The organism is Chryseobacterium sp. CS2K3 (assembly GCF_059515185.1).
Genome location: NZ_JCAKRW010000001.1, coordinates 507,903 through 520,408, shown reverse-complemented (window position 1 = coordinate 520,408; position 12,506 = coordinate 507,903). Strand labels below are relative to the sequence as shown.

The following is a 12,506-nucleotide window of genomic DNA, read 5'->3' as shown; positions in this document are numbered from 1 at the left end:
ATTATGAAAAAATACCTTTTAAGCTTTGCTTTAGTTCTGATGAGCTTAACTTCTTTTGCTCAGTCAGATTATGAAAAAATTATGTCTGAAAAGATTGCTAAAATTGAAACCTGTAAAACAGCAGAAGATTTTCAGACTTTAGCAAATGATTTTCAGAGAATAGGAAGTAAGGAAAGTTCACAATGGCTTCCGGCATATTATGCTGCTTTCTCTTATATTCAGAAGGGAAGAGTAATGATGAGAGACGGGAAAATGCAGGATTTGGATGGAGTGGCATCGCAGGCAGAAAAACATTTAGCAATGGCTCAGAATCTTGCTGGTGCTGATAATGCTGAAATTCATCTGTTGAGAAAAATGGCTTATTCTCTAAGAATGATGGTAAATCCTCAACAGAGATACATGACAGACGGGATGAGAGCCAATGAGGAATTGAATGTTGCACAGAAACTAGACCCAGCAAATCCGAGAATTGCTTTAATCAAAGCGGAAGATATATACTTTACTCCTGAACAGTTTGGAGGAAGTAAAGCAAAAGGATTAGAAATGTTCAAAGACGCATTAGCTAAATTTAATGCCTACAAACCTAAAACAACATTAGATCCGAACTGGGGTAAAGGAGAAGCAGAATACTTTCTGAGTCTGGCAACGGAAACATCAAAATAATAGTAAAACCTTCAGAAAATGAAGGTTTTATATGATTAAAAAAAAGTACCAGTAATGGTACTTTTTTTAATTTTATAAAGATGGCTTATACACATTGTTCAATGAATGCTGTACATCTTCCAAACTGGTTTCTGCACATGGTCCATCCACATCCATCATCATTCCAAGGATCTTTTACCGGTAATTTACCACCCCCGATTTTCTTTTGCTCTTCTCTGGATAAGCTTTTTAAGCCCGTCATTTTTTTAGATGTTTTCATTTTAGTTAGTTTTTGGTTGTTCCTACTCTTTAAGCTTTTCGGATCGCGCTATTTGTTTTACTAATCTACTGATAATCTTGAAATTAATCAAATTATTTTTAATTAATTGATTATTTTTTAGATTATTTTTTCACATAAAATTTGAATTATTATTAAATATGATAATTTGAAATCGTCATCTGGTAATTAAAAAGATTAATACCATTCGGGGAAGAAAAGCAACCCTTCAGTAAGAAATAATTTTTGATACCTTTAATAAAAACTAATTTTGACTCAAGAAAACGAATCATGAAACGTAAGGATATTATAACGCTGTTAGTCATCTCATTCATAGTCTCTATGTTTTTCTTTTTTGCATTTACATCAGAAAAGAGCCTTGAAAATTTTATATATACAATACTAATTTCTCTCGTCTATACCATTGTATTGGGAGGAGGAAACTGGAGTATAAACAGCTTTCTCAATAAGAGATTTCCCTGGGCTGAGGAAACCTCTAAAAGAGCTGTTATCAGTATCATTTCTATTGTTATCGCAAATATTATACTGGTGTATTTCTGTAATTATATCAATTTTGTACTGATTCAGAAAGCTAGTACTACAGAAGAGTTTCTGGCAGGAAAATATAATATTACAAATTGGTTTACCATCAATATCGCATTGCTCATTTCAGCTTTTCTACATGCGAAAGGATTTATGCAGGAACTGAAAAAGGCATCCAAAAAAGAAGTAGTAGAACAGAAGCTTATTGCCAAATCTGCGAATGCTCAATTTGAAAGTTTAAAAAATCAGCTGGACCCGCATTTTCTTTTTAATTCTCTGAACGTTTTAAGTTCATTGATTGATGAAAATCCAAACCAGGCACAAAAGTTTACCGCTTCAATGTCAAAGATTTATCGTTATGTACTTGAACAGAAAGATAAAGAGCTGGTAACCGTAGAAGATGAAATGGAATTTGCCAAAACCTATTGCGATCTTTTAAAAACAAGATTTGAAGACAGTGTGGATTTTATTTTTGATGTTAATAAAGAAGACTATAGGAAATATGTAGTTCCATTGTCATTACAGCTTCTCCTGGAAAATTGTATCAAGCATAATTTTGCTACTTCCTCGAAGCCTTTAACGATCAGAATATTTTCTGAGAATGATATTCTCTGTATTGAAAATAATCTGCAGATAAGAGAACAGATTAAAGAAAGCTCTGGAATAGGGCTTTCCAACATCGTACAACGTTATTCTTTACTTACAAAGAGAAATGTATTTATTGAAAAATCTGAGGATTATTTTAAAGTAAAACTTCCGATGCTTATTGCTAAGCCTAATATTGTCAGTTCTGAAACAGATGAAAATCATAAGAGCTATAAAAAAGCACAAAAGCGGGTGAAAGAATTAAAAGATTTCTATATCAATCTGATTTCTTATTGCATAGTAATTCCGTTTCTGATCTTTATTAACCTTTTTACGAGAAGTTCTTTTCATTGGTTTTGGTTTCCGGTATTTGGCTGGGGAATAGGATTAGCTTCACATGCTTTTCAGGTTTTTGGAGTCGGAGAATCATGGCAGGAAAAGAAGATTCGTGAAATTATGAACAAACAAAAAAATAGAAATGATGGAAACATTTGATGAAAACGATATTGAATATCAGAAAGCAAAAAAACAGGTAGAAAGATTGAGAAGTTTCTATGCCCACTTATTTGTTTATGTGGCAGTAAACCTGATGATTGTTTATTATAATTATACCCATCTGAAACCTGGGGAAAGCTATTTTCAGTTCAAAAATTTTTTCACGGCAACATTTTGGGGAATTGGTCTTCTTGCGCACGCAGCAGTAGTTTTTCTATCCAAAAACGGTTATTTGCAGAGATGGGAAGAGAAAAAAATCCGTGAACTGATGGAAAAAGAAAAATCTGAAAAATTGTAAAAGATTTTCACCAATAAATCTAACACTAAATATCAATCCAATGAATGCTTTACATACGCTGTTTTTAATCTCTATGGTGGCATGGTTCGTCAGTGAATTTCTTTATAAAAATATGCTGAAATCAGGCAAAGAAGATAAAAAAGACAAAGATAAATCTACATTGAATATTCTTTGGCTGGCAATTCCTTTCTCAATTGCAGCTGCAGTTACGATTTCCAATATATCTTCACTGCTGATCGTTAATCATATCTGGATTTATTATGTAGGAGAAGCATTTATTCTTATCGGTATTATTTTCAGATTTATTATTATCAGATCACTTGGAAAATACTTCACAGTGGATGTTACCATTAAGCAGGATCATAAGATCAAAAAAGAAGGATTTTACAAGTATCTGAGACATCCTTCTTATGCATTTTCACTATTAACGTCACTAGGTCTTGGGCTGTATTCAAACAATTGGCTGTCACTGATTTTTGCTTTTGTACCACCATTTTTAGCCTTTGCTTACAGAATTAAAATCGAAGAACAGGCGCTTATAGAACAATTTGGTGAAGAATACATCCAGTATAGAAAAACAACGAAAAAGCTTATTCCGTTTATTTACTAGATTTCCTTATTTATAAAATCTGTTTTAAATTGCCATGAATGCACGAATTATTTTATTTGTGCATTCGTGGCAAACACCATTAATTAACTGAAAATTTTGGATTTATTACGCCTCAAAATAGTGTTTATTACAAACCTTTACTTCTTCTAACAACGAGAATTTATTTCCATAAAATTCATTAAGCTGTATTTTTTACCATTCGGTCATCATTATATACGGTTCAGTCATATAAAATTGATTTGAGGAATGTTGCTGCCATACCTTTGACTCAAGAAAAACAAAATAACTCTTAAAATAAAAATTATGGAAACTTATACTAAAGAAACTACAGCTTACGAAAAAGCATCAAAAAGAGTAAAAGAACTGAAAGAATTTTATGGAAACCTTACTTCTTTTTGTATTGTCATCCCTTTTTTAGCAATATTAAACCTGATGACTGCTCCTGGATATTTATGGTTTTTATGGCCAATGCTTGGATGGGGAATAGGAATCGCTTTTCATGCAGTGAATATTTTCGGAATAGGAAAAAGATGGGAAGAAAATAAGATCAAAGAACTGATGGAGGAGGAAAAAAGAAAAATAAAAACACTTTAATAATCATAAACTACAAAAACAAAATATCATGAATAACTACACAACTTATAACAGAGCAACACAATTGAGAAAATTCTATAAAAACCTGATGTGGTTTGGGATCATTACAGTAATTATCCTTGGAAATGACTGGCTTAAAGATGAATTACAGGATAAAATGTTTGGAGGACACCTGATATTGGCAATTTGGACCGTATATCTGGGAATCAAGGCTATTTCATTATTCACCTTTAATGAAGAATCTGAACATACAATGATAGAAAAAAAAGGAAACAAAAACTAAAAACAGCATAACAACTTAAAAACAAAATATCATGAATTACAACAACGCACACAACAGAACTCAACAATTAAAGAAATTTTATAAAAACCTTATGTGGTTTGGAATCATTGCAGGAATCGTTATTGGAAATGATTTGATAAGAGATGGATTTCACTATAACGTACTGAGCGGACATTTCATATTGACAGTCTGGGCATTGATTCTTGTTGTAAAAGCAATATCTCTGTTTATTTTTAATGACGAATGGGAAAGAAAAACGATAGAAAAAGAAGAGGGTAAAAATAAAAAAATGATTGATTTATAAAATCTGCCTGTTTTTATCTAATTTTATTTTCTGAATATAAAAACTATAAACCACAGCCAAAAATGATTAAGACAGTCATTATCGAAGACGAAAAACCTGCTTCAAGAAAACTAGAGAGAATGCTAAGTAACTTTCCTGATATTGAATTGGTTGGGAAAATAGAATCCGTAGAAGAGGGAATTGCCTGGTTTTCTGAAAATGAACATCCTCAGCTTATTTTTTCCGATATTGTTCTCGGGGATGGGCTTTCATTCGATATTTTTGAGAAAGTACCTACGAAGGGCTTTATCATTTACACAACTGCATTTGATCAGTATACTTTAAAAGCCTTTAAATTAAATAGTATTGATTATCTTCTGAAACCAATACTTGAAGAAGATCTTTCCGGAGCTGTAGAAAAATTTAAATCATTCCTTCCTTCCGGTGATATGAGAGGATCACAGGATATCAAGCAGCTGATCAGAAAAGAAAAATCTATTTTGTCGAGGGTATTGGTAAAAATCGGATATAATCTGAAGATCGTCCAGACCCACGAAATAAGTTGTTTTTTCAGTGAAAATAAGATCGTTTATCTTCAAACTGAAGATCGAACTTATCCGTCAGATTTTACATTGGATGAATTGGTGGAGACGCTGGATGAAAAAAAGTTTTTCCGGGTGAACAGACAGTTTATCATCAATTCGGGTTATATTAAAAACATCCACACTTCACCTTATTATAAAGTAGAACTTAACTTTCAGCCGGAAGAAGAAATTACAGTTAGCAGAGACCGCGTCAAAGATTTTAAAGACTGGCTGGTAAGTTAAATTAAACTATTTAAAACTAAAAATCACAACCATGGACCTTTTATTATTTCTTTTTAAGATCTTCCTCTCCATCTTTTCCTGAGCATTATCGGGTATAAAAATCACTGGCAGACTTCGTGAAATGTCGAAAAGCCTCCGAAACTTCTGATTTATATTTATGAGTGAGAGGAAAGGGAACCATATGTGAATAATCGTATGGAAAATCCCTTATTTCAATTTCCACATTGATGTTTCTGTACCCTCCCTGAAGAGTATTCAAGGCTTCCATGGGAGGCGCAACAGCATCTTTTTCCAAAACATAAGCTTTTATCTGAGATTCGATCTCTTTAATTCTTTTTTCTCTTTCATGCTGAAAATAATTGTAACGAAGCATTTTTTTGAACCAGCTTTCCTGTGGATGCAGATCATCATCCTGATAATGCTTTAATCTTTTATCAAATTTAAAGTCTGAGCTTAATAACTCTGTGAAAACCGACTGCATTTTAATGGTAGCCTGAGAATCCATAATATATTTGGAAATAGGAAACATACGATCAATAGTCATTCCTCCACAGAAACAAAAAACCCTGGATTGGGTGAAATAGCCATGTGGATCTGCCATTTTAATGATCATAGACAAAAATGAACCTATGGAATATCCAAACAGATCCAGACGTGCATCAGAAGAAATACTTTTGATCTTATCCTCTCTGATTTCCTTTACGACTTCAATAATGTCGGAATAGGTCTGTAATCCGGACCAAAATATTCTTTGGGGGTGAGCCTCCAGTCTTGAGCTTATTGCTGCATTTACATAAGAAAGATGGGTGTTTTCAGGATATTTTCCTTTCCTGAATTTTACAATTTCCATCATATGATGACGATCACTCCACATTGCCTTCGCCCGATCCATATGAAATGCAATAGGAAAGAGAATGACCGCTTTATGCGTTTTCTGAGCCAATTCATAAGCCCAGGGAAGATATTTGTCCCATTTCTTTTCATTCAGCCCGTGAAAAAAGATAATACAGCCCTTTGCTGTTTCTATATCAGCTCTTTTAAGAATATGATATTCAAAATTCTTATTGCACTCGATATCAGCATCCTTAATATCTACGGAAGGCTGATGATATACTAAATATGAATTTTCATTAATTTCCAATTGCTGGTGATGCTTTTGGCAATCAAGGTTGTTGGAACCATGAAGAAGATCAGAAACCTTAGATTCAAAAGAAACAGATTCAATAGTTAAATTCAGTGCTTCGATCTCTACAACACTTTTTCCGGAATCAAAATGACTTTTCAAAACTTCATACAATTCATAATATTCCATAACAAGATAATTGAGGGTTCATATTTAGAACAATCAATTTATGCAAATATTGCTGTAAAGTATTGATTTAAAGTGTCTAAATATATTCCAGGCATAAGAATTATTAAAGCAAAAACCCAAAACAAATTCGTCTCGGGTTCATATGATAATTAGATGTTGATGTTTATTTTTCACTTTTTTTGATCAGTTTTAGTTCCGTATTTCTTAGCAGTGACAGAAATGAGAGCCAGTAAAACGACACATAAAAGGAAATCTGATTTATCAGGATGATAAATTTCCTGATAAATATTATAGCCTAAAAGCACCGAAACTAAGAAGATCAATACATTATTGCCTGATGCATCCTGATTGTTTGAAGTTGAAGTTTTCATATTGATATTTTTTGTTGTTTATACAGTGAGTATGATAATTGAGAATACGTTACAGGAAAATTTTATTTTTTTAGTTCCTGAAGACAATTATTTATAGTCTTGAACTTAAAGAAATGAGTTAGAGAATCAACAAAAACTAATCCGAAACAAAATGCTTCGGGCTTATATAAATATATTATTATACTTAATTATTCTTTGATTGGTCTTTTGGTTTATTATAACCATATTTTCGGATCATAACGGAGGTCAAAACCACTAAAATAAGGCTTATAGCAATATTGGATTTTTCGGGATGTACAATTGCCTGATAGAAATTGTAACCAAAAACGGCAGATACTAAAGCGATCAGAATATTGTTGGCAAATGCATACTGATTGTTGGATGATGAAGCTTTCATAATGGTATTTTTAATTATTATTTATCAAGTAAGTATGACAATTTGAAATACGTTACACAAAAACTTCAAAAATATTTTCTTTTAAAAAATAAACCCGAAACAAAAGTTGCTTCGGGCTTTATAATATCATTAAATATGACTTTTAATTAGTTTAACGAAAAATATTTCTAAATCCCGTTTAAGAGTAACATCCCGTATCTGGAAACACGGAATCCTATAACCCATATCTCGAGTTTCCTACGAAATCACACCACTTCCGATAAGCTCCTCATCAAGATACCATGAAGCAAACTGTCCTTCAGCAATAGCCGACTGAGCTTCTTCAAATTCAACATAAAAGGCATTTTCAAACTGATAAAGTGTTGCTTTTTGTAAAGGCTGTCTGTATCTGAATCTTGCCATTACCTCCATAAATTCTCCATTCTGAAGTTTAAGATCCTCACGAACCCAATGAAGTTCAGAATTATCAATCTTTAAAGCTTTCTTGTAGAGTCCCGGGAAATGATTTCCTTCCCCTACAAAAAGAATATTGTTTTCCATATCTCTGGAGACAATAAAACAGCTTTCTTTGTGTCCCCCTATTCCTAAGCCTTTACTTTGTCCGATAGTGAAAAACTGAGCTCCTTGGTGCTTTCCGATTACTTTTCCATCGGCTTTTTTATAATTAATTTTTCTCGAAAGAAATTCAAGTTCTTCTTCTTTAGATGAGAAAGAATGCTTTTCTTCAGCAAATAATGGTGAATCTTTAAAAATTTCTACAATTTCTCCTTCATTTGGCTTTAATTGCTGCTGTAAGAATTGCGGAAGACTTACTTTTCCGATAAAACATAATCCCTGAGAATCTTTTTTATCAGCCGTTACTAATCCGATTTCTTTTGCAATTTCTCTTACCTGAGGCTTTGTTAATTCTCCGATAGGAAACAACGCTTTTGACAGCTGATCCTGGCTCAATTGGCAAAGAAAGTAAGATTGATCTTTATTGTTGTCTTTTCCGGCAATCAAATGGAATATTTCCTTACCATTCTCATCAAAAGTTGAATTTACCCTTGCATAATGTCCTGTAGCTACTTTATCAGCACCTAAAGACATGGCTGTTTTCATAAAAACATCGAATTTTACTTCTCTGTTACATAAAACATCCGGATTTGGTGTTCTTCCTTTTTCATATTCAGCAAACATATAATCTACAATACGTTCCTTATAAAGTTCACTCATATCGATGACCTGGAAAGGAATTCCTAGCTTCTGTGCCACCATCAGGGCATCATTACTATCCTCAATCCAAGGACACTCATCTTCTAATGTTACGGAAGCATCGTTCCAGTTTCTCATAAACAAAGCCACTACTTCATGACCTTGCTGTTGTAGCAAATATGCTGTAACACTGGAATCTACGCCTCCAGAAAGACCTACTACTATTTTCATTATATTTCAATTTTACGAAACTCTTAACGGGAGTTCTTAGTTTGACCCGGCAAAAATACAACTAAAAATATTCGTAAAAAAACCATAATTTTAAACATCGATAAAAACGATATTAATTATTATCATCTTATCGACAACATAAATTATTACCAAAATAAAGTATTTACATATGAAAAAGTTTATTATTTCCATGATGCTGATGATCTCAGGATCAGTTTTTTCCCAAGTTTCAATAGGTGCTCCCGTACAGGAAAACAATAAATGGACTTTCGGTGGTGGGATCGGATTAGGATTTGGAAGTAACAGTTCCTTTTATTTACAGGCTTCACCAAGAGTAGGATACAGAATTACCGAAGATCTTGAAGGTGGAGTAGTAGGAAGTGTTTCATGGCAGACATCCGATTATTACAGATCCACCATGTTTGGAATAGGACCTTTTGTCAATTACTATATTGCGCGTTCCTTTTATCTAAGCGGAAATTTTCAACATTATTTTATTGATTACAAAGATAAATACTACGATTATAAATATAACAGAGAAGAAAATGCTTTGTATCTGGGTGGAGGATATATGCAAAGGATTGGAAACAATTCTTTTATGCAGATTGGTCTGATGTATAATGTACTCTGGAAAGAAAATTCAAGTGTATTCGCAAACGGGCTGGTTCCAAATATAGGATTTGTGGTAGGACTTTAATCGTTATATTTATTGAATAACTCACCAGCATTAAATTTTATCGAAGATAAAATCCTTGCGCCTTAAAAATACATCGCATATAAAATATTTTGCGCCTTAGCGTTTTCCAACAAAAATTGTTGTATTTAAACATAATCTTACAGATTATAAAGACTAAGCAGATCATTTAACAACATAAAATAGGACTAGACGTTAGCAAAAACTTATAAAAAGCAAAAAGCACCAGGAAAATTCCCGGTGCTTTTCTATTGAAATTAAATTATTTATTTACAATTAAGAAGACTTTTCTGCAGCTGAAGACTTTTTAGGTTTTGAAGTTTTTCCAACCAATGCGTCTTTTGCTTCATTAAGATCAAGAACTACAGTTTCTCCTTCGTTCAGTTGCTTATTGACAAGCATTTCTGCTAATAAATCTTCAATATACTTCTGAATTGCTCTCTTCAATGGTCTTGCACCGAAATCTTTATCCCATCCTTTTTCAGAAATAAAGTTTTTAGCATCTTCTGTTAACTCTACTTTATATCCTAATTTTTCAAGTCTGCCATAAAGCTTGTTCAGTTCAATATCAATGATTTTCTTGATATCATCCTGTACAAGAGAGTTGAAGATCACAATATCATCAATTCTGTTTAGGAATTCAGGAGCAAATGCTTTTTTAAGAGCATTTTCAATGGTGCTTCTTGCTCTTGAGTCTGAAGTCGTTTTCTTCGCTGAAGTGCCAAATCCTACACCATCTCCGAAATCTTTAAGATCTCTAGTTCCGATATTGGAAGTAAGGATTATGATAGTATTTCTAAAATCAATCTTTCTGCCTAAACTATCCGTAACGTGCCCTTCATCAAGAATCTGTAACAGAATATTGAATACATCAGGGTGAGCTTTTTCAATCTCATCTAAAAGAACCACAGCATAAGGTTTTCTTCTTACCGCTTCAGTCAACTGACCACCTTCTTCGTATCCTACATATCCCGGAGGCGCTCCTACCAATCTTGAAACAGCGAATTTCTCCATGTATTCACTCATGTCAATTCGGATAAGAGACTCATCGGATTCAAAAAGCTCTCTCGCCATTACTTTGGCAAGTTCAGTTTTACCAACCCCTGTTGTTCCAAGGAAGATAAATGTACCAATTGGACGGTTAGGATCTTTAAGACCAGCTCTGTTTCTTTGAATTGCCTTAACAACTTTTTTCACAGCATCTTCCTGTCCGATTACTTTTCCATTCAGTTTCTCATCCATCTGAGCTAGTTTATCAAGCTCATTTTTGCCTACTTTGGTTACAGGAACTCCGCTCATCATAGAAACCACTTCCGCTACATTTTCCTCAGTTACGGTTTCTTTTTTCTCTTTTACATCTTTATCCCACTTTTCCTGAGCAGCATTCAGTTCCATCTGAAGACGTTCTTCTTCATCTTTTAGCTTTCTTGCCTCAAGATAATCCTGTGCTTTTACCGCTTTTTGTTTCAGTTCTTTGATTTCCTCAATTTTCTTTTCAAAATCAATGATTTCAGTAGGAACTTTCATGTTTTTGATATAAACTCTTGATCCCGCTTCATCCATTGCATCAATCGCCTTGTCCGGTAAGAAACGGTCTGTAATATATCTTGATGTCAAATTGACACACGCTGCAATCGCTTCAGGAGTATAAATTACATTGTGGTGCTCTTCATACTTATCCTTAATCTGGTTCAAAATCTGAATGGTTTCATCAATAGAAGTAGGTTCCACCATTACTTTCTGGAATCTTCTTTCTAAAGCTCCGTCTTTCTCAATATACTGGCGGTATTCATCCAGAGTTGTAGCCCCGATGCATTGAATTTCACCTCTTGCCAAAGCCGGTTTAAACATATTGGATGCATCTAAACTTCCTGTAGAACTTCCTGCACCTACAATAGTGTGAAGCTCATCAATGAATAAGATGACATCTCTGTTTTTTTCCAGCTCGGTCATGATCGCTTTCATTCTTTCTTCAAACTGACCACGATATTTGGTTCCGGCTACTAAACTTGCCAGATCTAAAGTGATTACACGTTTTCCATAAAGAACTCTCGATACCTTTTTCTGTTGAATTCTTAAAGCAAGACCTTCCGCAATCGCAGATTTACCCACTCCCGGTTCTCCAATAAGAAGCGGATTGTTTTTCTTTCTACGGGATAAGATCTGAGAAACTCTCTCAATTTCTTTTTCACGTCCGATTACAGGGTCTAATTTTCCGTCTCTAGCCAAAGAAGTTAAGTCTCTACCAAAGTTATCCAATGTCGGAGTTTTACTTTTTGCAGAGCCTAAATTTCCTGTAGGCTTTCTCATTTGCTCAAAATCCTCTCTTTCATCATCATCATCGTAGGCACTCATCTGTGGAGATTGCCCGGAATTTTTAAGCATAGTCTGATATTCTCTTGAAACTCCTTCATAATCGATGTCATAAGCTCCCAGAATATTAGAAGTAGGATCTTCATATTTATATAGAATACCTAAAAGCAGGTGAACGGTATTAATTTCATTGCTTTTATATTGACGACATTCCAGCTCTGCACGTTTAATGGCATGATCTGCCATCTTAGTGAAAGAAATATTGGTAACCTCTTCAGAAATAGGATTAAGACTTGCTGTATTTAAAGTTTCAATTTTTCTTCTGATTTGTGTTAAATCCGCATTAAGGTTTTGAAGGATTTCTTTTGCAGAGTTTTCCGTTTTTATAATACCTAAAAGTAGATGTTCTGTATTGAGAAATTCACTTTTCAGCCTTTTAGCTTCGCTTTTGCTTTGTTTGAACACCTGGCTCAAACCTTGTGAAAACTTATAATCCATAATATATCTCATTAGAATAAAGGCAACATTACCATTTATTCATTATCTAAATTACAAAT

At 33.6% G+C, this 12,506-nt stretch carries 15 protein-coding genes; 9 read left to right on the top strand and 6 right to left on the bottom strand.

The features are described from left to right. The first annotated feature begins 3 nt into the window (after window positions 1-3). Window positions 4-663 (top strand): hypothetical protein, encoded by a 660-nt coding sequence (locus AC5YGG_RS02465; RefSeq protein ID WP_496142822.1) that lies wholly within the window; start codon window positions 4-6, stop codon window positions 661-663. An 85-nt stretch (window positions 664-748) separates the two neighbouring features. On the opposite strand, the gene AC5YGG_RS02460 is transcribed toward AC5YGG_RS02465, so the two are convergent. Beyond that, entirely contained in the window at window positions 749-922 is a 174-nt protein-coding gene (locus tag AC5YGG_RS02460; protein ID WP_496142821.1) for a hypothetical protein, read from the bottom strand. A 288-nt stretch (window positions 923-1,210) separates the two neighbouring features. Here AC5YGG_RS02460 and AC5YGG_RS02455 point away from each other — a divergent pair, with 288 nt between their 5' ends. From AC5YGG_RS02455 to AC5YGG_RS02425, 7 genes are all read left to right on the top strand, one after another. After that, complete coding sequence (locus AC5YGG_RS02455) at window positions 1,211-2,542, top strand: 2TM domain-containing protein (RefSeq protein ID WP_496142820.1); 1,332 nt, start codon at window positions 1,211-1,213, stop codon at window positions 2,540-2,542. Continuing rightward, window positions 2,526-2,840 (top strand): 2TM domain-containing protein, encoded by a 315-nt coding sequence (locus tag AC5YGG_RS02450; protein ID WP_496142819.1) that lies wholly within the window; start codon window positions 2,526-2,528, stop codon window positions 2,838-2,840. Before AC5YGG_RS02455 ends, AC5YGG_RS02450 begins: the two co-directional genes overlap by 17 nt. A gap of 40 nt (window positions 2,841-2,880) precedes the next feature. Then, window positions 2,881-3,450 (top strand): methyltransferase family protein, encoded by a 570-nt coding sequence (locus tag AC5YGG_RS02445; RefSeq protein WP_496142818.1) that lies wholly within the window; start codon window positions 2,881-2,883, stop codon window positions 3,448-3,450. 303 nt (window positions 3,451-3,753) lie between these two features. Beyond that, window positions 3,754-4,044, top strand: a complete 291-nt coding sequence (locus AC5YGG_RS02440; protein WP_496142817.1) for a 2TM domain-containing protein — start codon at window positions 3,754-3,756, stop codon at window positions 4,042-4,044. 28 nt (window positions 4,045-4,072) lie between these two features. Next, window positions 4,073-4,327 (top strand): 2TM domain-containing protein, encoded by a 255-nt coding sequence (locus tag AC5YGG_RS02435; protein WP_496142816.1) that lies wholly within the window; start codon window positions 4,073-4,075, stop codon window positions 4,325-4,327. A gap of 31 nt (window positions 4,328-4,358) precedes the next feature. After that, window positions 4,359-4,631 (top strand): 2TM domain-containing protein, encoded by a 273-nt coding sequence (locus AC5YGG_RS02430; protein ID WP_496142815.1) that lies wholly within the window; start codon window positions 4,359-4,361, stop codon window positions 4,629-4,631. Window positions 4,632-4,693: 62 nt separating this feature from the next. After that, complete coding sequence (locus AC5YGG_RS02425) at window positions 4,694-5,437, top strand: LytR/AlgR family response regulator transcription factor (RefSeq protein ID WP_496142814.1); 744 nt, start codon at window positions 4,694-4,696, stop codon at window positions 5,435-5,437. An 85-nt stretch (window positions 5,438-5,522) separates the two neighbouring features. Here the strand turns inward: AC5YGG_RS02425 and AC5YGG_RS02420 are convergent, their stop codons facing one another. The 4 genes from AC5YGG_RS02420 to mnmA all read right to left on the bottom strand — a co-directional run bounded on the left by AC5YGG_RS02420 (window position 5,523) and on the right by mnmA (window position 8,942). Next, window positions 5,523-6,749, bottom strand: coding sequence for a DUF6051 family protein (locus AC5YGG_RS02420; protein WP_496142813.1), 1,227 nt, complete (start codon window positions 6,747-6,749; stop codon window positions 5,523-5,525). Between the two features lie 170 nt (window positions 6,750-6,919). Next, on the bottom strand, window positions 6,920-7,120 hold the full coding sequence (locus tag AC5YGG_RS02415; protein ID WP_496142812.1) for a hypothetical protein: 201 nt from the start codon (window positions 7,118-7,120) through the stop codon (window positions 6,920-6,922). Between the two features lie 184 nt (window positions 7,121-7,304). Beyond that, entirely contained in the window at window positions 7,305-7,517 is a 213-nt protein-coding gene (locus tag AC5YGG_RS02410; protein WP_496142811.1) for a hypothetical protein, read from the bottom strand. Window positions 7,518-7,754: 237 nt separating this feature from the next. Next, entirely contained in the window at window positions 7,755-8,942 is a 1,188-nt protein-coding gene (gene mnmA / locus AC5YGG_RS02405; RefSeq protein WP_496142810.1) for a tRNA 2-thiouridine(34) synthase MnmA, read from the bottom strand. 169 nt (window positions 8,943-9,111) lie between these two features. Here mnmA and AC5YGG_RS02400 point away from each other — a divergent pair, with 169 nt between their 5' ends. Continuing rightward, window positions 9,112-9,639 (top strand): hypothetical protein, encoded by a 528-nt coding sequence (locus tag AC5YGG_RS02400; RefSeq protein WP_496142809.1) that lies wholly within the window; start codon window positions 9,112-9,114, stop codon window positions 9,637-9,639. Window positions 9,640-9,912: 273 nt separating this feature from the next. On the opposite strand, the gene AC5YGG_RS02395 is transcribed toward AC5YGG_RS02400, so the two are convergent. Then, entirely contained in the window at window positions 9,913-12,447 is a 2,535-nt protein-coding gene (locus tag AC5YGG_RS02395) for an ATP-dependent Clp protease ATP-binding subunit (protein WP_496142808.1), read from the bottom strand. Between the last annotated feature and the right edge of the window lie 59 nt (window positions 12,448-12,506).